This window comes from Synechococcus sp. F70.1, assembly GCF_047502745.1.
Classification (GTDB): domain Bacteria; phylum Cyanobacteriota; class Cyanobacteriia; order Thermostichales; family Thermostichaceae; genus Thermostichus.
Map to the genome: position 1 here is coordinate 109,973 of NZ_JANSJL010000061.1, position 23,510 is coordinate 133,482.

Annotated in this window: 25 protein-coding genes; 9 read left to right on the plus strand and 16 right to left on the minus strand. The window is 60.4% G+C overall.

Going from position 1 to position 23,510, the window contains the following annotated elements; all coding sequences use genetic code 11:
* Window positions 1–319 precede the first annotated feature (319 nt).
* On the minus strand, window positions 320–688 hold the full coding sequence (locus NW860_RS06715; RefSeq protein WP_414513212.1) for an AbrB family transcriptional regulator: 369 nt from the start codon (window positions 686–688) through the stop codon (window positions 320–322).
* A 365-nt stretch (window positions 689–1,053) separates the two neighbouring features.
* Here NW860_RS06715 and coaBC point away from each other — a divergent pair, with 365 nt between their 5' ends.
* Together coaBC and cax are read left to right on the plus strand one after the other, a co-directional pair.
* The gene (gene coaBC, locus NW860_RS06720; protein ID WP_414513241.1) at window positions 1,054–2,283 is read left to right on the plus strand and encodes a bifunctional phosphopantothenoylcysteine decarboxylase/phosphopantothenate--cysteine ligase CoaBC; all 1,230 of its coding nucleotides are present in this window, start codon (window positions 1,054–1,056) and stop codon (window positions 2,281–2,283) included.
* A 228-nt stretch (window positions 2,284–2,511) separates the two neighbouring features.
* Window positions 2,512–3,699: a calcium/proton exchanger gene (gene cax, locus NW860_RS06725; protein WP_414513214.1), complete on the plus strand. Its 1,188-nt coding sequence runs from the start codon at window positions 2,512–2,514 to the stop codon at window positions 3,697–3,699.
* 79 nt (window positions 3,700–3,778) lie between these two features.
* Here the strand turns inward: cax and NW860_RS06730 are convergent, their stop codons facing one another.
* The 4 genes from NW860_RS06730 to NW860_RS06745 all read right to left on the minus strand — a co-directional run bounded on the left by NW860_RS06730 (window position 3,779) and on the right by NW860_RS06745 (window position 6,828).
* Entirely contained in the window at window positions 3,779–4,018 is a 240-nt protein-coding gene (locus NW860_RS06730) for a DNA-directed RNA polymerase subunit omega (RefSeq protein ID WP_414513215.1), read from the minus strand.
* 73 nt (window positions 4,019–4,091) lie between these two features.
* Complete coding sequence (locus tag NW860_RS06735) at window positions 4,092–4,997, minus strand: cell division protein FtsX (RefSeq protein ID WP_414394652.1); 906 nt, start codon at window positions 4,995–4,997, stop codon at window positions 4,092–4,094.
* 80 nt (window positions 4,998–5,077) lie between these two features.
* Complete coding sequence (locus NW860_RS06740; RefSeq protein ID WP_414513243.1) at window positions 5,078–5,764, minus strand: cell division ATP-binding protein FtsE; 687 nt, start codon at window positions 5,762–5,764, stop codon at window positions 5,078–5,080.
* A 308-nt stretch (window positions 5,765–6,072) separates the two neighbouring features.
* Entirely contained in the window at window positions 6,073–6,828 is a 756-nt protein-coding gene (locus NW860_RS06745) for a WecB/TagA/CpsF family glycosyltransferase (RefSeq protein ID WP_414425660.1), read from the minus strand.
* Window positions 6,829–6,900: 72 nt separating this feature from the next.
* Here NW860_RS06745 and NW860_RS06750 point away from each other — a divergent pair, with 72 nt between their 5' ends.
* Window positions 6,901–7,869, plus strand: a complete 969-nt coding sequence (locus NW860_RS06750; RefSeq protein WP_414425721.1) for an alpha/beta fold hydrolase — start codon at window positions 6,901–6,903, stop codon at window positions 7,867–7,869.
* Here NW860_RS06750 and NW860_RS06755 read toward each other — a convergent pair.
* The gene (locus tag NW860_RS06755; protein WP_414513218.1) at window positions 7,763–8,380 is read right to left on the minus strand and encodes a pyridoxamine 5'-phosphate oxidase family protein; all 618 of its coding nucleotides are present in this window, start codon (window positions 8,378–8,380) and stop codon (window positions 7,763–7,765) included. The genes NW860_RS06750 and NW860_RS06755 overlap by 107 nt on opposite strands.
* Before the next feature lie 115 nt (window positions 8,381–8,495).
* On the opposite strand from NW860_RS06755, the gene NW860_RS06760 reads away from it, so the two are divergent.
* Window positions 8,496–8,717, plus strand: a complete 222-nt coding sequence (locus tag NW860_RS06760; RefSeq protein ID WP_414394644.1) for a high light inducible protein — start codon at window positions 8,496–8,498, stop codon at window positions 8,715–8,717.
* Window positions 8,718–8,793: 76 nt separating this feature from the next.
* Here NW860_RS06760 and NW860_RS06765 read toward each other — a convergent pair whose 3' ends face one another.
* Entirely contained in the window at window positions 8,794–10,809 is a 2,016-nt protein-coding gene (locus tag NW860_RS06765) for a CHASE2 domain-containing protein (RefSeq protein ID WP_414513220.1), read from the minus strand.
* A 43-nt stretch (window positions 10,810–10,852) separates the two neighbouring features.
* Window positions 10,853–12,991, minus strand: a complete 2,139-nt coding sequence (locus NW860_RS06770) for a polyribonucleotide nucleotidyltransferase (protein WP_414513222.1) — start codon at window positions 12,989–12,991, stop codon at window positions 10,853–10,855.
* Window positions 12,992–13,300: 309 nt separating this feature from the next.
* Between NW860_RS06770 and NW860_RS06775 the strand changes: the two genes are divergently transcribed.
* A complete protein-coding gene (locus NW860_RS06775; protein WP_414394640.1) occupies window positions 13,301–14,950 on the plus strand; it encodes a 2-isopropylmalate synthase in 1,650 nt (549 codons plus the stop codon).
* Window positions 14,951–15,014: 64 nt separating this feature from the next.
* Here the strand turns inward: NW860_RS06775 and NW860_RS06780 are convergent, their stop codons facing one another.
* The 5 genes from NW860_RS06780 to NW860_RS06800 all read right to left on the minus strand — a co-directional run bounded on the left by NW860_RS06780 (window position 15,015) and on the right by NW860_RS06800 (window position 18,347).
* Window positions 15,015–16,022, minus strand: a complete 1,008-nt coding sequence (locus tag NW860_RS06780; RefSeq protein ID WP_414412091.1) for an ABC transporter ATP-binding protein — start codon at window positions 16,020–16,022, stop codon at window positions 15,015–15,017.
* A gap of 103 nt (window positions 16,023–16,125) precedes the next feature.
* Entirely contained in the window at window positions 16,126–16,329 is a 204-nt protein-coding gene (locus tag NW860_RS06785; RefSeq protein ID WP_011431036.1) for a phycobilisome linker polypeptide, read from the minus strand.
* 157 nt (window positions 16,330–16,486) lie between these two features.
* Window positions 16,487–16,972: an allophycocyanin subunit beta gene (gene apcB, locus NW860_RS06790; protein ID WP_414394636.1), complete on the minus strand. Its 486-nt coding sequence runs from the start codon at window positions 16,970–16,972 to the stop codon at window positions 16,487–16,489.
* A gap of 52 nt (window positions 16,973–17,024) precedes the next feature.
* A complete protein-coding gene (locus NW860_RS06795) occupies window positions 17,025–17,510 on the minus strand; it encodes an allophycocyanin (RefSeq protein WP_414412090.1) in 486 nt (161 codons plus the stop codon).
* A 144-nt stretch (window positions 17,511–17,654) separates the two neighbouring features.
* Window positions 17,655–18,347, minus strand: a complete 693-nt coding sequence (locus NW860_RS06800) for a hypothetical protein (RefSeq protein ID WP_414513225.1) — start codon at window positions 18,345–18,347, stop codon at window positions 17,655–17,657.
* 262 nt (window positions 18,348–18,609) lie between these two features.
* Between NW860_RS06800 and NW860_RS06805 the strand changes: the two genes are divergently transcribed.
* Genes NW860_RS06805 through NW860_RS06815 form a run of 3 tightly spaced genes read left to right on the plus strand, consistent with a single transcriptional unit; the run spans window position 18,610 to window position 21,302 of the window.
* Window positions 18,610–19,878: an HhoA/HhoB/HtrA family serine endopeptidase gene (locus tag NW860_RS06805; RefSeq protein WP_414513227.1), complete on the plus strand. Its 1,269-nt coding sequence runs from the start codon at window positions 18,610–18,612 to the stop codon at window positions 19,876–19,878.
* 51 nt (window positions 19,879–19,929) lie between these two features.
* A complete protein-coding gene (locus NW860_RS06810) occupies window positions 19,930–20,532 on the plus strand; it encodes a sigma-70 family RNA polymerase sigma factor (RefSeq protein WP_414405686.1) in 603 nt (200 codons plus the stop codon).
* A 23-nt stretch (window positions 20,533–20,555) separates the two neighbouring features.
* Window positions 20,556–21,302 (plus strand): anti-sigma factor domain-containing protein, encoded by a 747-nt coding sequence (locus NW860_RS06815; RefSeq protein ID WP_414513229.1) that lies wholly within the window; start codon window positions 20,556–20,558, stop codon window positions 21,300–21,302.
* On the opposite strand, the gene ubiE is transcribed toward NW860_RS06815, so the two are convergent.
* The 3 genes from ubiE to NW860_RS06830 form a co-directional block, all read right to left on the minus strand.
* Window positions 21,299–22,012, minus strand: a complete 714-nt coding sequence (ubiE, locus tag NW860_RS06820; RefSeq protein WP_414394628.1) for a bifunctional demethylmenaquinone methyltransferase/2-methoxy-6-polyprenyl-1,4-benzoquinol methylase UbiE — start codon at window positions 22,010–22,012, stop codon at window positions 21,299–21,301. The two genes, NW860_RS06815 and ubiE, sit on opposite strands and share 4 nt — an antisense overlap.
* 31 nt (window positions 22,013–22,043) lie before the next feature.
* Entirely contained in the window at window positions 22,044–22,799 is a 756-nt protein-coding gene (locus NW860_RS06825) for a hypothetical protein (RefSeq protein ID WP_414513231.1), read from the minus strand.
* A 61-nt stretch (window positions 22,800–22,860) separates the two neighbouring features.
* Window positions 22,861–23,133 carry a hypothetical protein gene (locus NW860_RS06830; RefSeq protein WP_414420980.1) on the minus strand — a complete coding sequence of 91 codons (273 nt, stop codon included), beginning with the start codon at window positions 23,131–23,133 and terminating at the stop codon, window positions 22,861–22,863.
* Window positions 23,134–23,265: 132 nt separating this feature from the next.
* On the opposite strand from NW860_RS06830, the gene NW860_RS06835 reads away from it, so the two are divergent.
* Window positions 23,266–23,510: bifunctional adenosylcobinamide kinase/adenosylcobinamide-phosphate guanylyltransferase (locus tag NW860_RS06835; protein WP_414513233.1), on the plus strand; the 245-nt coding region annotated here is incomplete at its 3' end.

Sequence of the window (23,510 nt, forward strand, 5' to 3'; positions counted from 1 at the left end):
CGGTTTAAGCAGCAGCTCGCTGCCCTACCCTACACGTCGAAAACGACCGCTGTCAATTGCAGCCAAATGCGTCCTGCTGCCCAGGGGCTGGCTGAGAGGAGACCCACTGCAGCAACTCCCTTGGCAGTGACCCAACCTGCGGATCCGTTGCCCTCATGAACCCTCTACGCTGAAGCCCTCAACAATTGCAACTAGGGATCCTCAACAGATGTGAGGATCCCTTCTCTGCCTCAAGGAGGGGGAAGATTTCCCACCCACCGTACCCCCCTGAAACGCTGGCATTACTAGAGAGAACCTCGACAAGGTAGGTGATGGGAAATCAGTCGACGCGCTCCAGCTTGATGTTGTGGTGGCCCAACTTGATCTCAAACTGATCTCCGGGCTTGAGGCCCATTTTCTTTGTATAGGCGGCCCCAATTAGGATGTTGCCGTTCTTATGAACCGAAACCCGGAAGGTAGGAGCGCGACCGCGGGAACCGTTCTCATCACTGGTACCGAGATCTACCCCAATAGCCTTGAGCAAGGCGTTGTTGAACTGCATCAGATTTACTCGCTCCTGCCCGTTCTTGGTATAGGTGACGTAACCGCAAGCGCGAGCTTTCTCCTTGGGATCTGCGTTTCCCATGGAGGTTACCTTGTCGAGGAGCTCTTGGCCAGTGAGTGGCTTCGGCTTTCCGGTCGTAGTCATATCCAGCGCGTTTAAGGACAACAGTTAGTGTAGCCAAAAACAAATAGCGATTGCAATAGAGTTGCCTTCAGCTCTTTCTTATCTTGTTAGACTTGTTAAAGGGATAAGTTTGGCAACCGAGTAGGATCTGAGGAGGCGGGTGCGCAAAGCCGCAGTAGTGAATTCTGTCTAGGGGACGGAGCCTGTAGAGTTGGGTTGGACTTTTGCAAAGAGGGGTTCTCCGCAGGCAAGCCATAGGCTTGCAAGTGCTGTTCTCAGCTAGGTCTACTGTCGGAGTACTAGCGCCTTTGGGCGAGGGATTTGTGTCGCTGGCAGGAGGCAAAAGCAGGGAAACTGGAAGCAAGGCTGTTTGAGTGTTCACTGATATGGATCTCTTTTGGTCGGGGCGGCGTCTTTTGGTTGGGGTGAGCGGGGGAATTGCAGCCTACAAAACGGCAGCCTTGGTGTCAGCTCTGGCGCAGCAGGGAGCAGAAGTAAGGGTGGTTTTAACCAGAGCCGCCGAACAATTTATCTCCCCGCTGACCTTTGCTACCCTGTCCCGTCAGCCAGCTTTTACAGATGCCGAGTTTTGGCAAGCTACGCGGGGGCGACCCCTGCACATTGAGCTGGGGGAATGGGCCGAGGCTCTCCTGATTGCGCCGCTTTCGGCCAACACCTTGGGCAAGCTGGCCCAGGGGCTGGCGGACAATTTGCTCACCAATGTAGTTTTGGCTTCCCGCGGTCCGGTGGCCTTGGCGCCGGCCATGAATACACACATGTGGAAGGCTGAGGCGGTGGCTGAGAATTGGCAGCGACTGCAGCGGGATCCCCGCTTTTGGGCCTTGCCTACTGCCAGTGGCCGCCTGGCCTGCGATGCGGTGGGGGAAGGACGGATGCTGGAGCCGGAGGTGTTGCAGGAGTACGTGCGGGCTTTGTTTTGGACAGGGGGGAAAAAAGATTGGCAGGGCAAGCGGGTGTTGGTGACAGGGGGGGGTACACGGGAGCCCATTGACGCCGTGCGTTTCATCGGCAACCCGGCCAGTGGACGGATGGGGGTGGCGCTGGCGGTGGCTGCCGCCTGCCGAGGTGCCAAGGTTACCCTGGTGCACGGGCCACTGGGGATCCCCTTTGATCCAGCACCCTTCGCCATTCGGGCCATCCCTGTGCAGACAGCAGCCCAACTGGAGCAGGTTTTGCAGGCCGAGTTCCCCCAGGCCGATCTCCTGTGGATGGCAGCAGCGGTGGGGGATGTGCGACCTGCGCAGACCTACGCGGGCAAGCTGGCAAAGAGTGAGCTGCCGTCGCTACTGCCTTTGGAGCCCGTTCCTGATCTGGTGGCAGCTTTGGCCCGTCAGCGACGTCCCGGCCAGCGCCTGATTGGCTTTGCTGCCCAGAGCGGGGACCCCCTCCCCCTAGCCCGCAAGAAGCTCCAGCAAAAAGGGCTAGACGCCATCGTAGCCAACCCCATTGACCAGCCGGAGAGCGGCTTTGGCAGCAGCCACAACCAAGGCTATTGGATCCCGCGTCAGGGAGATCCCGAGCGGCTCCCCCTGGCTCCCAAGGCTACCCTGGCCCATCGGCTGCTGGATCTGGCCCTGCAACTGGACCTAGGCTGAAAGCTACCTCTGGCACTCCTCGTTTTGAAAGGCTGGAGAGAGCTCCTGGCAGGGGAAGCTCAGCAGCCCCTATCCGCGCCTCCCCAGCAACGGCTAGACTGCTTCGGGAGATGTCCAGACGGTGGCTTTTGTTTTGGGCAGTTCTATTTTCCGCAAAGTCTCAAAGCTGCAGCGGCAGCCACTTTATCTGAAACTGGAACTAGCTACTGGTCTTTATCTTTTGGAGCTATGACTCTGGCGGATGCAAATTTCCCAGCTCGTTCTGCAGCAGGTTGGCAGAAAGTCCTAAACGTCTTGCCGTTTCTGCTGCTGGCGGGGGTTCCCCTCTCCTGGATAGGCCACCTTCGGGGTTGGGATCCCAACCTAATCTTCCTCTGCGCCGCTTTGGCAGTGGTGGCTTTGGCCAAGTTTACCGGCCAGGCCACAGAAGAGATTGCTGCCTTGACGGGGCCGATGATTGGGGGGCTAGTCAACGCCACCTTTGGCAATGCCACCGAGCTCATCCTTGGCCTGGTGGCCCTGCGGGCTGGCCTGGTGGAGGTGGTCAAGGCTTCCATCACTGGCGCCATCATCAGCAACCTGCTCCTGGTGGCTGGCTTGGCCATGCTTCTGGGCGGGATCAAGTTTCGCGAGCAGAGCTTTCGGCCTGAGGTAGCGCGCATGAACGCCTCAGTAATGAACCTGGCCGTGGTGGCGCTGATCCTGCCCAGCGTGGTTACCTATGCCGATGCCAATTTGGGCGAGATCTCGATTCAGGAGCTCTCGACGGCAGTGGCTCTGGTGTTGCTAGTCGTCTACGGTCTCACCTTGCTCTTTTCCCTCAAAACCCACAGCTACCTCTACAGCATTCACGAAGCTGAAGCCGCGGAAGAGGAAGCTGCCGCCCGTCTTGCCCCCAATCCGGTTCTCCAGGCAGAGGGATCCATCCCCCAGATCTTGACGGCCTCGTCGGAGCAAAGTCGGCTGTGGCCCTGGGTGCTCGCTCTTTTGGGGCTAACAGTGCTAGTGGCCCTTGAGTCGGAGTTGCTGGTGGATACCCTAGAGACCGCCCTCGAGCAGTTGCAAGTCACGCCCCTGTTTGTGGGGGTGATCCTGCTGCCAATCATCGGCAATGCGGCCGAACACGCGACGGCAATCACAGTGGCCTTGAAAAACAAGATGGATCTCTCTTTCTCGGTGGCCCTGGGCTCGACGATGCAGATTGCCCTGTTCGTGGCTCCTCTCTTGGTGCTGGCCGGTAGCCTCCTCGGCCAACCGATGAACTTTAACTTCGGGCCAGTGGAGTTGGTGGCAATTGCCGTCTCCGTGCTGCTGGTTAACTCCGTTACCAGCGACGGGCGTTCCAATTGGTTGGAGGGGCTTTTGCTCTTGGCCACCTATGCCATTCTTGGGATTGCCTTTTTCTTCTTGGAGTAACTGCGCCTGCTGGTAGACAAAAAACCCAGCTTTGTCCCTCAAGAGCGCTCCCTCCCGCTCCAAGGAGGTGGGCCGACTTCTACTCATCGCCAATGATTTCTGGCTGGGTCAGCTCATCCGACATCTCGAGGATGGCGCGGCGAATGGGCTTCATCCAGCCTTCTTCGACATCGTCGGGATCCTCATAGCGGCGACGCTTGGCACGATTAGCTACCTGCACGGTAATGCGATAGCGATTTTTGGAAGCGTTAATCAATGCCTCTACCCGACGCATGAGCTCGTCGTTGTCAATGGCCAAGTGAGGGTTGCGGGACGCCATAGTTGGAGTCTTCCTGTTCCTGAGTCAATCGTAGCGTAAGGGGGCCGAGTAGACTGGCATAGAAGTCCCAAGCTTAGAACCCGCGACCTGCTGACTTGCGCACTGCAATGAGGCTACTGCTGGTGCCTAGGGAAATTCCCATCCCCAACAGCAAAAGCGGTAAGAACCAAGCCTTCAGGGGATCGGAACCTGCCTGGAACACTTTGATCAAGGGCAGGGCAATGAGCTGCTCCAGCGCCTCCTGCAGCAACTGCCGGGATCCCACAACTAAGCCCCAAGCCCCCAGGGCACTGATCAACCCAAACAGGCAGCCCTGCAAAACAAAGGGCAGGTAGATCCAGGCTGCCGTTGCCCCCACCAGCTGCATCACCTCAATCTCCCGCCGCCGGGCGATGACGACAAGGCGAATGGTAGTGGTGGTTACAGCCACCGCGGCCAGGGTCAGCACCCCAAGGATGCCCAGGGAGCCCAGCCGCAGCAGCTCCTGAAGCTGGGCCAGTTCCTCCACAACACGGCTGCCGTAGTATACCTCGTCCACCCCTTCCAGGCGACGGATCTGCTCAGCCACTTGAGCCAGGGTTGCGGCAGAATCCGCCTTGACCCGCAGGGTATCTACGAGGGGGTTTTCTCCCAACTGGGTTTCCAGGGCCGCCTCATCTTGGATCCCCATCTCCAGCAAAAGGTCGCGCCAGGCCTGCTCTTTGGTGATCACCCTCACCGCTTCTACATGAGGCAGTCGGGCAACTTGCGGCTCCAGCTCCACCCCTCGGCGCCCCGGCTCCAGATAGACAGAGATCTCCAGTTGTCCTCCCAGGGAGCGCACCGTCGCCTCCACGCCCCAAGACAGCTCCACGCCGATCCCGACCAAAAACAGCAACACCAACAGGGTGCTGATCGCAGCCCAGTTCAGCCAGCCCCCCCGCCGCAACCCCAAAAGGGTCTCCTGCAGGAGATAGCGGATCTTATAGAGAAATGGCATGCTGCCTACCGCCACCTGAACCCAGCTTGGGATTCCAGCCCTCTGGAGCGCCGCCTTGCGCTGGGAATCCCGGCAGATCCTCAGCCCATATCATACAGACGTCCTCCTTCTATGCGCACCACCCGGTGGCCGGCCCGCTCCACAAGATGGGGGTCGTGGCTGGTCATGATGACAGTCACCCCAAAAGAATTGAGCCGCTCCAAAATCTGGAGAACCAACAGCGAGTTTTCCGGATCCAGGTTGCCCGTTGGCTCGTCTGCTAGCAGCAGCACCGGCAGGTTGACAATGGCACGGGCCAGGCTGAGGCGCTGCTGTTCTCCCCCTGAAAGTTCGTGGGGAAAGCGATCCTCCTTGTCAGCCAGCCCCACCATCTTCAGGGTTGGCCCGAGGCGGCGGCGAATTTCTGCTGGGGAGAGCCCTTGGGCGCGCAGGACAAAGGCCACGTTTTCCGCTAGGGTGCGATTGGCCAACAGGCGATAGTCTTGAAAGACCACTCCCAAACGCCGCCGCAACATCGCCAGGGGACGGGAGGAAATCCGGTAGGGCCGCTGCCGACCTTCCGAAGAAAACAGGCACACCCCATCCACCATCACCGTGCCTTTGGTGGCCTGTTCAGCCCCGTAGAGCAGCCGCAGGAGGGTGGATTTGCCCGCTCCCGAGGCCCCCGTTAGGAAGACAAACTCGCCGCGGCGCACCTCCCAGTCTACCTCCCGCAAGATCCACTCGCCGTTGGGAAAGACTTTGCTCACACCCCGCAGCAACACCATGCTCTCGGAGCCGCTGGGCAGGGATCGCGGGCGAGGTTGAAGGCCTAAGTCCGTTAAAGCTGGAAGAGAGAGGCTTGGGCTTGGATTGGCCAAGTAGCAAGAAGCATAGCCAACGGGCTGACCAGCCATATGGAAAAACGCGGCGCACAGATCCCCAGACTTAGCCGTGGCAAGGAGCGCCACCCTCTACAACCCTGGCCTGCAAGCTAGCTACTGCTTCTTCCGGAAGCAGTTTCCCTACTCGGGCCAGCGGAGCGGCGTCCTTAAAGCTCCCGGCTTTAGCCGTAGGGTAGTTTACAGCAAAGCACCTACAAAGAGGAAGCCGGGGAGGAGGAAGAAGACCACAGCACTTGCCAGGCAAATCTGGGCAGAGCCAGCATGCGTCGCCAGCGCCAGGGTTCCTGATAGAGACGATACAGCCATTCCAGGTGATGGTCGCGCCACCAGCGGGGGGCCCGTCGTTTTTGCCCAGCCCAAATGTCGAAGCTGCCGCCCACTCCCATCCAGATGGCTTGGGGCAACAGAGCTCGCCAGCGAGCAATCCACAGCTCTTGGCGCGGGGAGCCCAGCCCTACCCACACCAGTTGCGGCTGAAAAGCCTGGAGAGCTAGCAGCAGGTTTTCCTCCTCGGCGGGGGAGAAGTAGCCGTGGTGGCCCCAGATGGCCAAGGAAGAAAAGCGGGCTTGCCAATGCTGAATCGCGGCCCGGTTGACCTCCGGCTTCCCCCCCACCAAAGCCAGGCGCCACCCCCGCGCAGCTGCCGTCGAGATTAGGGCTTCGGCCAGCTCGATCCCTGGCACCCGCTGGACGCGGATCCCCTGCCGCCGCAACGCCCACACTACCCCAATGCCGTCTGGGATCACCAGCTCGGCCTCCTGCAGCACTTGGGCAAAGGCCGGATCCCGCTGCGCCTGCACGATCATCTCCGGGTTGCAGGTAACCACCTGGGCGCCCAGACCCTGGCTGATGCGCGCTTCAATCCAGGCAGCGTAGCTCTGCAGGTGGGCTTCCGGCAGGGTAAGGTGCAGGTTGACGCCCAAGAGGGGGCAGGTGACCAGCGACATGCCACGAGGGGGGAGAGGACTTGCTTCCCAATTCAAATTGTGCCAGCAAAAAAGAGCGCCATCCTAATCCCCATGCTCCCCGAACAGCCTTCTCCAAGCGGTGTTGCTCCTTGCGAGGGGCGCTGGCTCTGGCGGGGCCAGCCCATTCGCTACCAGCAGGCGGGATCTGCTGGTCCAGCGGTGGTGCTCATCCACGGCTTTGGGGCTAGCAGCGACCACTGGCGGAAAAATCTGCCAGAGCTGGGGCGGCACTGCCGCGTGTACGCCCTTGACCTTCTGGGATTTGGGGGATCCGCCAAGCCCTTGCCCGGATCCCCGCTCCCCTACACCTTCGAAACCTGGGGTGCCCAGGTGGCCGATTTTGGGCGGGAGGTGGTGGGGGAGCCGGCTTATCTGGTGGGCAACTCCATTGGCTGCATTGTGGCCTTGCAGGCGGCTGTTTTGGAGCCAGCCCAGGTCTTGGGAGTGGCGATGTTGGATCCCTCGCTGCGGCTGCTGCACGAGCGCAAGCGACACCAGCTCCCCTGGCTGCGCCGCTGGACTGCTTCTCTGCTGCAGTTCCTGCTGGGGTGGCCCCCCTTCGGGCGGTTTTTCTTTGCCCAGCTAGCTCAGCCCCGAGCCATTCGCCAGATCCTCCTCCAAGCCTATGGGCGCAAGGAGGCAGTTACGGAGGATCTAGTGCAGCTTTTGCTGCAACCGGCTCTCGACCCAGGGGCGGCAGAGGTCTTCTTGGCTTTTGTCCGCTACTCCCAGGGGCCCTTGGCCGAAGATCTCCTGCCGCAGGTCACCTGCCCCGTCCTCATCCTCTGGGGGGAGGCAGATCCCTGGGAGCCCATTGCCCTAGGGCGGGCCCTGGCCGAGTTTCCCTGCGTGGTGGGGTTTATCCCCCTGCCGGGGGTGGGCCACTGCCCCCAAGATGAGGCGCCGGAGCTGGTCAACCCGCTGCTCCTAGCCTGGATCCGGGATCCGCACGGCCTAGGTGCTCCAGTTGATCCAGGTTGGGTCCACTCAGCCGGAAGGCCTGGCCAAACCCCTGGATGAAGCTGCCCCCAGTGGGGGTGATCTGACAGAAGTGGAAGTCCGCTAGCCCCAGGATTATCTCGGCAATCTCGTACTTGGCGCGATAGAGCGCCTCAAACCCCTGGGCTTGGGCCTCCTCGCGGCTGAGGAACTGGGCTGTTCCACTGACCATTAGCCGCGGCAAGGCGTGGTTGCTGCGCGGATCCCCTGCCGTGGGCGGCTCGTGGATGAGCAGGCCGACCCGTGGATCCTCCCGCAGGGCCTGAGTGTGGGGGGAAAGGTCGCTAATGACGATGGCAAAACGCAGGGGATCCCACTGCACCACAAACGGCACCAGCGACACCGCCGGCGCTCCCCGCTCCAGCACTGCCAGACTGGCTACTGGCTGGGTCTCCAGCAGTGCTCGCAACTTTTCCTGGGCTGACATGGCTGCTCCCATAGCCGCTGCTATTATCCCCAACCTGGCTTGGCTTGAGAAGAGTGGGATGTAGTCCTCGGGTTGCAGGGGAGCAAAATCCCGCGTCTCAGTCACCGAGCTCGCACCTCTTCACGAAAGCCACAACCCTGCTTACCCAGCTTCCTCAACAAAACTTTACAATTCTCTATAGAGCAGGCTACACTGCTAAAGAAAGGATGAGGAGAACCCTATGAGCAGATATCGCTCCGTGGTTGTCGAAGACGGTGGCCGCCTCAACAACTACGCCATTGAGCCAGAGATGTACGTAGATCCCGTTCCACGGGTGGGCTTTACCGAGTATGCGGAGCGCTTGAACGGGCGCTTGGCGATGATTGGCTTTGTGGCGCTGATTTTGTTTGAAGCGTTGTCCGGCACCACCCTCATCGGCTGGCTACAGGCCTTGGGTCGCTAGGAGAAGGGAAGGCAGGCGGGAGCTTGTAGGGAGCAAGAGGCTTGCCGAAGAGCTTCCCTTGCTTTCCTGACTGTAGCTAGGGACCAGGCATCTCCCAGCGTAGCTCTACATGGGTGTAGCCTTCCGGGGTTTGGGTGCGGTGCCAAGAGCCCTTGGGTAGGTAGCGGGCAATGGTATTCATGGCCTTGCTGCCGTAGCCGCCGCCCGGGGTAGGGGCGTACTCTATGCCGTCGTTGATAATTGACAGACAGCAGAGGCGATCCCTTTGAACCAGCGACACTTTGACGAAGGAAGCGTTGCCCTTGGGAGGCTGGACATGGGCAATGACGTTGCCAATGGCCTCCCGCAAAAAGCGCAAGATGTCCTCCCGCTGGTCAAACCACTCACTGGTATTGGGCTCCGCTAAGGGCTGTAGGTGGCGCTCCACAGGTAAAGTCAGGCTGCCCGTTTGGATAAGCTCGTCCAGGTAGGTGTCGATGCCCCGGTGCAGCCCTTCCCGCAAGCTAGGGGAAATGTGCAGCTTGGTGGCCAGGGTGCGCACGTCATTGAGCTGGGCGCGAATGCCCCGCCCAATTTGCTCCAGTTGCTCCAGCAGACGATCGTAAATAGCCGGATTGGGAGCCCTGCCCTGCTGCTGTTGCCATTGCAAGCTCTCCAGCTCGTCCATGACCACCTTCAGCTCCTGCAGCTCGCGATCGTGAATGTCAGTGGCTACCCGGTAAAGGAGCTTACGGGCTTGGTCAATGGCTGCCTCCTGCTCAGCCCGGCGCAGGCGCTCCAACTCCTGCTGTTGAGCCAAAAGCCGCTGGTGGTTTTCCAAGATCACCAGGGTCAGCAGCAAGCTCACCCCCGTCAGGCCAACGGCCAAAGCTGGCAAGGTCAGCGGCCAAATCCAACGCCCCAGCAAGAATTGGGCCACAGCCCAGCCCTCGTAAACGGCTAGCCCTAGCAGCGGCAAGAGGAGAGAGCGCGCCTGTTTCCAGCGGTTTTCGCGCGAAGAGGGTCGATAGAGAACCAAGAGCAGGCCCGTTGCCGCGCCTAGGAGGAAGACAACTCCCGCTGCTAGCTCTGCCGGCAGGGATCGGTAGACCTGGCCAGTAAGCAGGCTGGAGAGGATTTGCGCCTGGAGTTCTACTGCCGCAATCTGGGATCCATCCGCTGTCCGCACGGGAAAGGTCTCGGGGTAGCCGCCGACAAAGCCGACCAGAACAATCTTGTCCTGCAGTTGACGAGCTACCTCGGGCTTGAGGGGAGGGATCCCTTCATGAGCGCCGCAAGTCTGGCCGAGGTTGAGCGGGAGGGGCGGACAAACCTGTTCGATAGGGAGGATGGGAATGGAGTGTTGGGCGCCGAGAGGGTTGAATTGCACCGGCCGGAAGCCCCGCTCGCGCAGCCAGCGGCTGGCCCGCTCTGGATCGTACTTGGCAAAAGCCAAGGCCTCCACCGAGGCAAACATCTGCTCCTTTTGGCTGTCGCGGCGCAGGTAGAGCCCTCGCAACTGGGCCTGGCGCAGGATCCCAGCCCCATCCAGGCGGTGTTGCACCACTCCCTGAACATGTTCTGGTGCTACCAAATACTCCAGCCGTAGGGAGGAAAAAGGCAAGAAGTGGTTGTAGATGGTGATCTCAGGGCGGCCAAAGCTCTCACTGCTGCGGGTAGCCAAAACTACGCGATCTGGGTAGCGCTGGACTACCTGACGCAGGGGAGCATCCAGGTCCTCGTCACCCAGCGTCTGGGGGACCACAAAGCTACTGGGCAGATTCAGCACCACCACCCTGGCTTCTGCTTCTTCCAGTAAGCGCAGGGTCAGGGCAGCGTAGTTGGAGCGCTCCAGGAGAAAGTCAACATGGGGATGAGGCTTGCTCTCCCCACTTTCCCCCTGTCCTTCGAGGCGGCCATCGATGCCAACGATTGCCACCTCCGGGGAAGGCTGCTGGGGGCCGCGCAGGGCATAGAGCCATTCTTGGGCATCGCTCTCAAGCCGCACCAGCAAAGGGTGCTGAGCGGAAAGGTTGAGCAAGGCAGCCCACCCCAGCCCCCAAGCCAAGGCCCAGCCCACTTCGCCGCGGGAGGCAACCAGTGGAGCGGGCAAGCCAGAACCTTGGCCCCTACGGGACTGGGGAGAAACCCTAGCCTCAACGGCGGTGGCTGCGCACCCGCGCCGCTTCCTCAGGGCTAATGCCAAGCCGAGTGAGGTTGACCCGGCCCTTGTGATCAATGCTGCGAACCTTGACCACCACTTCGTCCTCCACGGCAACTTCATCTTCTACTCGGGTGACACGGTACTCCGCCAGCTGCGAGATGTGGATCATGCCCTCCTTACCGGGCAGGAACTCCACAAAAGCGCCAATGGGGAGGATGCGGGTCACCCGGCCCAGGTAAACTTGCCCCTCCTCCACTCGCCGCACCAGGTTTTCAATCATCGCCCGCGCCGCTTCGGCCTGGCCGCTGACGGTGGAAGACACTGTGATCGTGCCGTCGTCGCTAATGTCTACCTTGGCTCCTGTGGCTTCAGTAATGCTGCGCACCATCTTGCCGCCAGGGCCGATGATCTTGCCGATGTCTTCTGGATCCACCTTGAAGGTGAGCAGACGGGGAGCCGTTTTGGCCAACTGCGGCCGGGGGGCAGGAATGACCTCCAGCATCTTGTCGAGGATGTAGTCGCGCCCAGCCTTGGCTTGCAGGAGAGCTTTCTCGAGGATGTCAACAGTGATGCCGGTAATTTTCATGTCCATTTGCAAGGCGGTGATCCCTGCCCGCGTGCCGGCCACCTTGAAGTCCATGTCGCCCAAAAAGTCCTCGATCCCTTGGATGTCCGTGAGGATGCGCACCTCATCCCCTTCTTTGATGAGGCCCATGGCCACGCCGCTGACCGGTGCCTTGATCGGCACCCCGGCATCCATCAAAGACAGGGTAGAGCCGCAGACCGAAGCCATCGAGGTGGAGCCATTGGAAGAGAGCACCTCCGAGACCACCCGCACCACGTAGGGAAACTCCTCCTCCTTGGGCAACACGGGCACCAGGGCCCGCTCCGCCAGCGCCCCATGGCCAATCTCCCGCCGCCCTGGCGAACGAGAGGGCCGCACCTCTCCCACGGAAAAGCCAGGGAAGTTGTAGTGGTGCATGTAGCGCTTTTCGTCTACGGGGTGGAGGTCGTCCAACTCCTGGGCATCGCCAGGGGTGCCAAGAGTGGTAATGGAAAGAACCTGAGTGAGGCCGCGGTTGAACAGAGCACTGCCGTGGACTCGCGGGATCAAGCCCACTCGGCAAGAGACTGGCCGCACCTCATCCAGCTTGCGCCCATCTACCCGCACCCCCTCTTCTAGGATCTGTCGGCGCATCAGCTTCTTGAGGAGAGCCTTGAACTGGTTGTCCAACTCCTTGGGGTTTTCCAGCAGGTAAAGCCGCAAGGGATCCCCCTCTGGCCGTTCTTGGATTTGGGCCGCCAGCTTGGCCTTGATGGCCTCCAGTTGCTGCTCGCGGCTGGTCTTGTCCAAAAACTGCTTGAGGACAGCGCGAATCTCCTCCTGGGCCTGTTCTGCTACGAAGGCAACCAGCTCCTCATTGACGGGGGGTGGGGGTAGCTCTACACGAGGGATGTTGAGATCGGCAAGGACTTGCTGTTGAGCTTTGAGGAGCTCCTGAACAGCCTCGAATCCAAACTCGATAGCCTCGACCATGTCCTTTTCCGGCAGCTGCTTGGCGCCTGCCTCGACCATGATCACGCCGTCGGCGCAGCCAGCTACCACCAGATCCAGGTCGCCAGCCTCGATTTCGGCGTAGGTGGGGTTGATGATAAACTCATCCTGGAGTAGGCCCACCCGCACCGCTGCCACCGGGCCGTTGAAGGGAATGCGGGCGCCGTGGAGGGCCAGCGAGGCTCCCAAGATGCACAGCACGTCAGGGGGCACCTTGTCGTCCACAGAGAGGGTAGTGGCTACAATTTGTACGTCATCCCGCAGCCACTCCGGGAACAAGGGCCGCAGGGGTCGGTCGATGAGACGCGAGATCAAAGTAGCCCGCTCCGGGGGCCGACCCTCGCGCCGCAGATAACTCCCTGGGATCCGACCAGCAGCGTAGAGGCGCTCCTCGTAGTCCACCAGCAACGGCAAAAAGTCAGCCCCCTCGCGATTTTCCTGGCGGGTAGCCGTGACCAAGACGGAAGTTTCCCCACAGGTTAACCAGACTCCACAGCCTGCCTGGGGGGCCATCAAGCCAATATTGATGTCAATTTCCCGTCCGTAAAAGGAAATCGACCGAGTATATTCTGCCATGTAACGCTTTGCCTTCCTTTTTTCCTTGCCGCTATCGTAGCATTTTGGCTTGCTGGAGAAGGCAACCCTTGTCCAGCCAGGAGTTGGTCTGCAGCTACTTCTTTTGCATTGGCTAGCTCAGCCTCACCCCTCCCCTTCTCCCTCGGTCGAGTATCGCCAAAGGCGGTCGGCAATGCCTCCTCCCGAGGCCACCCAACGGGTTTTGCCTTTGCCAGCCGCTGACCTGTCCCCGGTGGCTCTTTACGCCGCTTCTAGGAATGCCAAAATAAAAAGCACTGCCTACTGTCCCCTTCTTCAATCGAACAAGTTATGAACGCTGCCGCATCTTCTCCCTCTTCTTCATTCGATGGCCAAGCTTTGGATCATGTGCTTATTCTCGACACTACTCTGCGCGATGGGGAGCAGTGTCCTGGCGCAACCCTCAACGCTGAGGAGAAACTGGCCATTGCCCGGCAATTGGCTCGGCTAGGGGTCGACATCATTGAGGCGGGGTTTGCCTACGCCAGCCCCGGCGACTTTGAGGCGGTGCAGAAGATAGCGGAACACGTGGGCACCCCCGATGGCCCCGTCATCTGCAGCCTGGCTCGTGCCTGCAAGGCTGATATTGAAGCGGCAGCTGAAGCCCTCAAGCCTGCTGCCAAGCCCCGCATCCATACCTTCATCTCCACCTCTGACATCCACCTCAAATATCAGTTGCGCAAAACCCGCGCTGAGGTGCTGCAGATTGCCGAGGAGATGGTGGCCTATGCCAAATCCTTCGTCGACGATGTGGAGTTCTCCGCCATGGACGCCACCCGCTCCGATCCCGAATTCCTCTACCAGGTTCTTGAAGCAGCCATCCGGGCCGGGGCCAAAACCGTCAACATCCCTGACACGGTCGGCTACAGCATGCCCGAGGAATTCGGCCAACTGATTAAAGGCATCCGTGAGAACGTGCCCAACATCAAGCAGGCCATCATCTCTGTCCACGGCCACGACGACCTGGGAGTCTCAGTAGCCAACTTCCTAGAGGCCATCAAGCAGGGCGCGCGCCAGGTGGAAGTAACCGTTAACGGCATTGGCGAGCGGGCCGGTAACGCGGCGCTGGAAGAATTAGTGATGGCCCTGCATGTGCGCCGCAGCTACTTTAACCCCTACTTTGGCCTGCCAGTGGACTCTGAAAAACCCCTTACTCACATCAAGACTCAGGAGATCTACCGCACCTCTCGCCTTGTCTCCAACCTCACCGGCATGTTGGTGCAGCCCAACAAGGCAATTGTTGGGGCCAACGCCTTTGCCCACGAGTCCGGCATCCATCAAGACGGGATGCTCAAAAACCGCCAGACTTACGAGATCATGGACGCCCAAACCATCGGTCTGCAATCGAGCACCTTGGTGTTGGGCAAACACTCAGGCCGCCATGCCTTCCGTACCCGCCTCAAGGAGCTGGGCTTCGAGTTGTCAGAGCAAGAGCTCAACAAGGCTTTCTTGCGCTTTAAAGAGCTGGCCGACAAGAAGAAAGAGATCACCGATCTCGACCTGGAGGCCATTGTTAACGACGAAACCCGGCCAGTGCCGGATCTCTACCGGCTGGAGCATGTGCAAGTGGTGTGTGGCAATCACGAGACGCCCACAGCTACCGTGCGCCTGATTACCCCTGAAGGCGAGGAAAAGGTGGATGCAGCGGTGGGCACGGGACCGGTAGATGCAGTTTACAAAGCCATCAACCGCATTGTTAACATTCCTAACCAGCTCATTGAATTTTCCGTCCAGTCGGTTACCGCCGGCATTGACGCCATGGGGGAAGTCACCATCCGCCTGCGCCATGAGGATCGCATTTTCTCAGGACATGCTGCCAACACGGACATTATTGTTGCCTCTGCGCAAGCCTATATGAATGCCCTCAATAAGCTCTACGCCGCTCTGCACGCAGCTCGCTCAACGGCTGCCCAGCGGGAGGCTGCCACTCAGAAGGTTTGAGCGCAAGGCTAGGCTTCCCGGCTGCCTCCTCCCCAAGAGGAAGAGGAGTTGGCGGGGGAGCGGCCTAGATCTCTCCGGCAAACACTCGCCCGATGACCTCTTCAAGGGGCGGATCGGTTACCGCCAAGTCCAACACCTCCAGCTCCGCCAGGAGCCTGGCTACCGTCTGGGTGAGGTGTTCCCGCCGTACCCACAGCCGCACCTCGCAGCTGCTGCCGGGATCCCCCTCGCTGCGCAGCTCGCCATAGGACTGCAGTTGCGCCAGGGGACAGGGGTGGGCCAATTCCAGCTTTACCTCTCGGTAGGGGGCAAAGCGCTGCCGCAGCTCTTCCAGGCCGCCATCGTAGATAAGCTGCCCGCCGCTAATCACCAACACCCGCTCACAGAGGGCGGTAATATCGGCCATGTAGTGGCTGGTCAGGAGCACTGTTGCCCCATAGCGGCGGTTGTAGTCGCGCAGAAATTGCCGCACCGCAGCCTGGGCGTTGATATCCAACCCCAAGGTGGGCTCGTCCAAAAACAAAACCTGCGGGCGGTGGAGCAGGGCCGCCAGCAGCTCTGCCTTCATCCGCTCCCCTAGGGAAAGCTTGCGCACCGGCTGCTTTAGCTTGTCCTTCAGGTTGAGCAGCTCCGCCAACTCCTCCACCCGCTCCTGAAACACTTTCTCCGGGATCTCGTAAACAGCGGCGTTAATGCGCAAGGAGTCCATCGCCGGCAGATCCCAGAGGAGCTGCTGCTTTTGCCCCATCACCAGGGTAATCTGCCGCAAAAAAGCTGGCTCGCGCCGGTAGGGCAAATGACCAACCACCTGTACCGTGCCACTGGAGGGGTAGATGAGACCCGTCAGCATTTTAAGGGTGGTGGTCTTGCCAGCCCCGTTCGGCCCCAGAAAGCCTACCACCTCCCCCGCTTGAATTTGAAAGCTCAGGGATTGCACCGCCGGGATGTAGCGATAGGTGCGGCGAAAAAAGTGGTGTAATGTACCCACTACCCCCGGCTCCTTGATGGCTACGGGGTAAACCTTGCTCAGGTTGTTAACAGTAATGACCGGCTCCCGCTCCGTCAACCTCATCCCCACAAAATAGCCAGCCTGGCCTCCCTAACCCCAGAGCCAAGTGCCCTGAAGCTGAGTCTGCCAGATCTGGCAAGGAGGCCACCGCAGATGGGCAGGGGCACTACAGCAGCCCCACGTCTATTCCTGGCTTGCCGGCAACGAGCTCTACTTTCAAGATGCGGCCACCCGACTTCTGAATGCGCTGCTGCTCGCGGAACCAGTTGTCGTAGGGCACCAACTTGGTGAAGTAGGTATTCTGCAGCTCCCGTTGGGTGCGAATTCGGGTTTGGCTAGGCACACAAGCGGTAATCTTAAACATGCGCATGGTGGAGGATCCCCCCTGGCAAGGATTAACTTGACCAGCAACACAGGCGACCCACCTCAGAAAGCTCGCGTACCTTAGTTAGCACACCAGATCCCTGGGGCAAGTCGCCTGTCGTGCTTGTTAGATGAACTTCACGCCAAGGCCACGAGGCTGGCAGTTAGCTGAGGCCAGAGCAGATGTAGTCGAAGTACACACCCATTTCTTTGCCGGCTTCAGGGCCCACCAAAGCAGCGGTTACTTCTTTCATAGCTTGGATGGCCTGAATCGTTGCCCCAATTGGCACCCCCAGCGAGTTGTAGGTTTCTTTGAGGCCGTTGAGCACCCGCTCGTCGAGGATGGAGGGATCCCCCGCCAACATCGCATAGGTGGCGTAACGCAGGTAGTAGTCCATGTCGCGAATGCAAGCAGCATAGCGACGGGTGGTGTACATGTTGCCACCAGGGCGGGTGAGATCGGAGTAGAGCAGGGCCTTGGCAGCAGCCTCCTTAATGATGTTGGAAGCGTTGGCGGCAATAGTGGCAGCCGCTCGCACCCGCAGCTCGCCCGTGGCGAAGAAAGCCCTTAGCTTGTCCATGGCCGAGCTGTCGAGGTACTTGCCTTGGACATCGTAGCTGTTGATAACAGCAGTAATGGCGTCTTGCATGATGAGCTTCCTAAATCAAACAACCTTAAACAGAGGGCAGTCGAAAAAGAGCCTAGCTCATGGCTCCCGCGACAAAGTCGAAGTAGTAGGCCGCTTCAGCCGCGTCCTCGGGAGACAAAAGACCCATGGCTACCTGCTTCATGAGGCGGATGCTCTCCGCCACTGCCGGGAGGGGCGTGCCCAGAGAGTTGTACATCTCCCGCACACCCACCAAGCCGATCTCTTCAATCGGGGTAACGTCGCCGGCAACGATCCCGTAGGTAATCAGGCGCAGGTAGTAGTCCATGTCCCGCAGGCAAGTTGCCGTCATTTCCTCCCCATAGGCGTTGCCCCCTGGAGAGACAATGTCGGGACGCTTCTGGAAGAGCTGATCAGCTGCTTGCTTAACGATGCGCTCGCGCGACTCCGCCAAGACTTGAGCGATGCGCAGCCGCTTCTCCCCCGAGGTAACAAAGGACTTAATCCGATCCAGTTCTCCCGGGCTGAGGTAGCGGGCCTCCGCATCCGCATTCACAATCGACTTCGTGATAACGCTCATGGATATCCATCCTCAAGTCGCTTTTTTAAAAAAGGAGTATGGCAGGCATACCCGCATGCTATTTTCCGATATGCCTGCCGTCTGCCATCTTAGATCTTCACACTTCTTAAAATCTTTCCCAGGAAAGGAGCTCTCCCTTTGCCGCTAGGGCAGATAGGGTTGAAAGTCTTGCGTAACCCTTAGGGCCAGGCTGGCGTTGGCCTCAATCACCGCCACTTCTGGCGCTGTTACATTGCCAATCACCGCCCCTGCGGCTGCTCCGCCCAGCACTTTCTCGGTTGAGATCACCCGGTCGCCCAAAAGGCCCCCCAAGAGAGCCCCTGCGGCTGCCCCAATCAGGGCATCTTGGACAATTGCTTCCGCGGAGGTGTGACGGGGATCCTTGCGCAGCGGGATCACCTGGCTTTGCGCATAGAGGGGGTAGGATCGGCCATTGAAAATCAAAGCTCGCGAGACAAACTGGGCGCCGCCGCTGACTGGCTGGAATTGGCCTTCTAGGAGAGCTCCTGCCGGGACAACCGTGTTGCCGTAGATATCCCGCAGGGGGGTTTCCAGAGTGAGCCTGACGGTGCGAGTTTCGCCAGGGGCCAAGAAAAGGGGCTCAGCAGAGCGATGCACCGCTTGGATCAAGTCTCCGGAGCGCAACAGCAGCGTGGCTCGCAGTTGAAAGGGCCGGCCAAAGCCGTTTCCGCCTGTCCCTGGATTTACAGGCCGCCATCCCTCGCCACGGGGCGGAGGTGGCAAGGGATCCCTCTGCGCCAGAACCGGCGTAGCCACCGGTAGCCAGAGCATCCCCCCCACTAGAGGGGCCAACAGGCGACGGGCTAGATTGGTCATGGTCTCAATCCCTGAGCTCCACTTCTACGTTAGCGGCAAGCTGGCCAAAGCCAAGGGCAAGAGCTACTTTGGCATTCCCCCTCCATCAAACCCCGTCCAAAAGTGGGGTGGACTACCCCAAACCAGTAGATTCTGCTGCTCTTTGGCCTTAATAGAAGTGCGGAAAAGCGCTGCCGTCGCCGCTTTGGGAACTCTGCTGTCCGTGCTAGATTAGCCCTAGGTTTCTCCCTTCAGGTAGGGCTTACACCCTTTTCCTGTGGCCATGAAGCGCATCCCCTCCACGCCAGAGCAACCCTCCCCCAGTTCAGGCGCTTCTGCCCAACCGCACTGTTTGTCGCAGGGGGAAAGAGGCTTTCCCTTTTTGCGGCCTTGGGCTGTCTCGGCGCTAAGGTCTCTTCTCTCGTCAGTGCTGCTGGTGCTCTTGGGCATGGGTCTGGGGGCAGCTCTGGTGGGAGGCAAGGGGGTATTGGCTCAGACGACGGCAACTCCGCCCCAGCCGAACCTGAACTTTATTGCCGAGGTGGCCCAGAAGGTGGGGCCGGCAGTAGTGCGCATCGACGCGGAGCGGACAGTGAACGTTCCTGGGGCTTTCCCAGAGGAGTTCTTTAGCGACCCGTTTTTCCGCGAGTTCTTTGGCCAGGTGATCCCTCCCCTGCCACGACAGCGGCGACAGCAAGGCACCGGCTCCGGCTTTATCATTAGCCCGGACGGCCAGATCATCACCAATGCCCACGTGGTAGAGGGATCTGACAAAGTAACGGTGACGCTGAAAGATAGCCGGAGCTTTGAGGGCAAGGTCATCGGCACGGATCCAGTTACGGACATTGCTGTGGTGAAGATTGACGCCCAAAACCTGCCAACGGTGAAGCTGGGCCGCTCTGAGCTTCTCGAGCCGGGCCAGTGGGCCATTGCCATTGGCAACCCGCTAGGGCTAGACAACACGGTAACCGCTGGGATCATCAGTGCCTTGGGCCGTTCCAGCAGCGAGATCCGCGTGCCCGACAAGCGGGTGTCTTTCATCCAGACCGATGCAGCCATTAACCCCGGCAACTCTGGCGGTCCGCTGCTCAACGCCCAAGGGGAAGTGATTGGGGTCAATACCGCCATCATCCAGGGAGCGCAGGGGCTGGGCTTTGCCATCCCTATTGAGACAGCCCAGCGGGTGGCCAAGCAGCTGATTGCCCGAGGCAGGGTGGATCACCCCTACTTGGGCATCCGCATGCTTACCCTCACTCCTGAGCTGAAGGAACGCCTCAACCAGGATCCCAACAGCCGCATTTTCGTAACGGTGGATCGGGGGGTGCTCATCGGCGAGGTTGTTCAGGGATCCCCAGCCGAGCGGGCCGGGCTGCGCGCTGGCGACATCATTCTCTCCATCAATGGCCGCCCTGTAACCACTGCCGACCAGGTGCAGCAAGAGGTGGAGCGCATGGAGGTAGGCAGCAAGCTGGAGCTGGAGATTGAGCGCGGTGGGCGGCGGCAGAAGATTCAGGCGGTCACCGGATCTTTCCCAACCCCGAAGCGCAGCTAGGCGGAGGCCTAGGCGTACTGCTTGTCAACTTCGGCGGCAGGGGGGCAAATGATGGACAAGCAGGTCGGTTTCCTCTGGCGCAAGCGGGTGAGGAATTGGCCAGCCTGCACCGATTTGGAGCTGATGGAAGGCCTCAAAGCGGGGCAGCCTGCTGCTCTAGCGGCTCTTTATGATCGCTACGCCAGCTTGGTCTATGGCCTGGCCCTCCAGATCCTGGGCTGTATGACTGAGGCGGAGGATCTAACTCAGGAGGTGTTTGCCCTTCTCTGGCGGAAGCCCAGCCACGATCCAAGGCAGGGATCCATCAACAGTCTTCTGTGTAGGTTGACCCGGGCGCAGGCCCTTGAGCGTCTGCGCTCTCGAGGCAGCCAGCGCCGCCTCGGGAAACCCTGGCAGCCTCTGCTGATTGCCAGCCATAGATCCCCAGCCCCCTTTGAGCAGCTCTCCGTCGAAGAGCGGCGGCAGCCCGTTCAGGAGGCTCTCAGTCAACTCTCGGAAAGCCAGCGCCAGCTGCTGGAGTTACTCTACTATCGAGGCCTAAGCGCGGCAGACATTGCCCAGGAGCTGGGAATGCCCCTGGCAACCGTCCAAGCCCGCTCTCGCCAAGCCCTCTGCAAGTTGCGGAGATCCCTGCGGCCTCTGCTTGACCAGTAAGGCGGCGGGGCTTTGGGATGGCCATGTCTACACGTTCCTCTGAGCTGGGAGAAGAAATCCTAGCCGATTATCTGCTGGGGATCTTGCCACCCGAGCAGGCAAGGGCCCTAGAGGCGCGCTTGGCTCAAGAGCCCCAGCTAGCGGCAGAATTGCAAGCCCTCCAGGAAGCTCTGCATTTGTTGCCCTATGGGCTGCCGGGGGTGATCCCGTCAGCCAGCGTGCGAAGCCAGGTGATGGCAGAAGCGGGCGCCCCGCCCATCCCCCCCCAGCCAGCCTTGCCCTCTCTAGGGCTGGCTCGCCTCAAAAAGCGCTGGTTGAGGGGCCTAGGGGCAGTGGCCCTGCTGTTGCTGGCTTTCGATAACTGGCGGCTACGGCAGACCCCGCAGCCAGCTCCCCTAGAAGCGGGGCAGGCGCTGGCCCAGTTGCTCCAACAGCCGGGATCTCGCCTAGTTACCTTGCAAGGGGAGGCAGGGTCAGCTAACTTGCTGTTTCGCCCGGGGGAGTGGCAGGCGGTGGTTTTGGCAGCAAGGGATCTGCCCCCTTTGCCTGAAGGGGAGCGCTACCACCTTTGGCTCAAGCTGGACACTGAGGAGATGCTCTACTGCGGCAGCTTTCAGGTAGATGCCCAGGGCAGTGCCATTGTTGCCTTGCGCCTGGCGCAACCCCCCTCCGAGGAGGCGCGCGTCCAAGAAGTGCTGGTTACGGCCGCCCCTGCCCTGCCAGAACTTGGCAGCAGGGTTCTCCTCAGCGCTAGGGTGGTGGAAGACTAGCGGGCCACCAGCAGCACCCCCATCATGCCGCCGGCGAGAGGATAGAACTTGGCAGCAGAAAATCCCACCTGCAAGGCCATTTGCCGCTGTTGTTCTCCGGAGGGAAAGCGATCCAAGCTAGGGTCAATGTAGGCATATTCGGCTGCCAATCCCAGGGCTTTGGCCTGAGCCACAACCCAGCTGTTGAGGTACCAGCGCTGAAAGCTCTCCAGGAAAGGGATCCCCCTGGGGCGATGGAAATCCAAAATGGCAGCGCGGCGGCCAGGTTTGAGCACCCGGCAAATCTCCCGCAGGGCCTGAGGAATGTCGGTTACGTTGCGCAGGCCGTAGCCCATCGTAATGGCGTCAAAGCTGCCATCCGGAAAAGGCAAGGCCAGAGCATCGCCTAAGACCCACTCCAGGGAGTAGTCGGGGAACAATTGCCGGGCCCGGCGCTGGGCAATGGCCAGCATGGCTGGGGAGAAATCCAGTCCCACCACCTGTCCGCCTCGTCCCACTCTCCGGGCCAGTTGCAGGGCCAGGTCGCCAGTGCCACAGCAGAGATCCAACACCCGCTCCCCCGCAGCCGCACCCGACCAGCGTACGGCCATGCGCTTCCAAACCTGATGTAGCCCCAGGCTTAGAGTTTGGTTAAGGGCGTCGTAGTGAGGAGCAATGCGGTCAAAGAGCTCCCGGATTTGCTCAGGGCGCTCAAAGGCTGGGCTGGGCACCGGTTCTCAACTCCACGGGCAGAAGAAGAGGCTAGGGTGGCACAGGGATCCCGCTGACCCCAACTTGGTGGCGGCGGCTGGGATAATCCGCTAGGCTCAAAGACAATGAGCGGGAGCCAGCTAGGCTAGAGGCAGGGATGCGGATCGTTCCCTGGAAAACTTGGCTGTTGGGAGGCAGCTCTCCAGGCAAGCCCTGGATGAGAGCGTCGATTGGCCGGCCGTTGTCGTCGGTAACGTTGAGGAAGCTGTAGAGAAAGCGCACCGTTTCCGGCGAATTGTTTTGTAGGGCAACGTTTAAAACCACCTGCCCTCCCTCGCGACGCACGGAGAGCACCTGCATGGCCACCTGCCCGCTGGCAGCCACTTGGAGAGGCGGAGGAGAGGGCGTGGGCGGAGAGGGGGAGGCAGGCTGCGGGGTAGGCAAGGGAGAGGGAGCCGAAGCCAACTCGGGAGACAGGGAGCGTACGGGAGTAGGAGTGAGAGGGACAACAGGTGGGGGTGTAAAAAGCGGAGTAGGAGTTGAAGGCGGGCGAAGAAGGGCTTCCGCTGCTGCAATCACCTCTGCCTCGTTGAGGAGGGGCACAGTGCGGGGATCGCGAATGACCCGCGAGGCAGAAGGAGTGCTGGTTTCGGTAACCGGGGAGGAGACCCCCGAGAGAGCACGTTGGCCGAAGAGGTAACCCACGCAGCCGCTCACCACTGCTGTAAAGAAAAAAGCCACTAGCCAACCCACCTCTCCCAAGAAGCTGGAGGTGAAATCTCGGGCTGGCCTAAGCGATCTCCGCAAAGACTGCTCACTCCTGCTAGGAACCTGTTCTACCTATGATGATACGCAGGCAACAGGCCAGCTACTTCACCGGCTCAGAATCAGGGTGCTCTTGCGCCTGGCAGCCGAGAGAGGCGCTGTCGAGGTTGGGCAGCCGTTCCCCCAACCACCAGCCCGGATCCTCCCAGTTCAGAGATCCCAGCCACTTCCCCGCCCGATCCGCCAAGACCAGGCCCAACAAAACCGGCGCGGTGGTGATCCCCAACGCCAGGCTCAGCCAAAGGGGAGGAAAGGTTGGCGAGGCAGCTGAAGCAGCACTTTGGCCAGGGGAAGATGCTGGCTTGGGATCCGTCATGCCTCTTGTAAAACTGCTCCTAATTGAGCTTTATCCTAGCTCCAAACTCACAGATCCAGAGAATGTGCCCGAGCTCCGCGCAGGGGTTTTCAACCGCTAAGCTAAGGCAATGGACTTCCCTCCTCCCGCCTGATGGCGATTGTACTTATCTGCGGCCCTGCCCGCTGCGGCAAAAGTCGGCTGGCGGAGAGCCTAGCTGCCGCTTCCGGACTGCCGGTCTTCTACCTGGCCACGGGGCCTAAGCCGGATCCTGAGGCTGACCCAGAGTGGGCGGAGCGGGTTCGACAGCATCGCCAGCGGCGTCCTCCCACCTGGCAAACCCGGGAAACGGGGCCTGACCTGGGCGCCGAACTGCAGCAGCTACCTCAGCCCTGCTG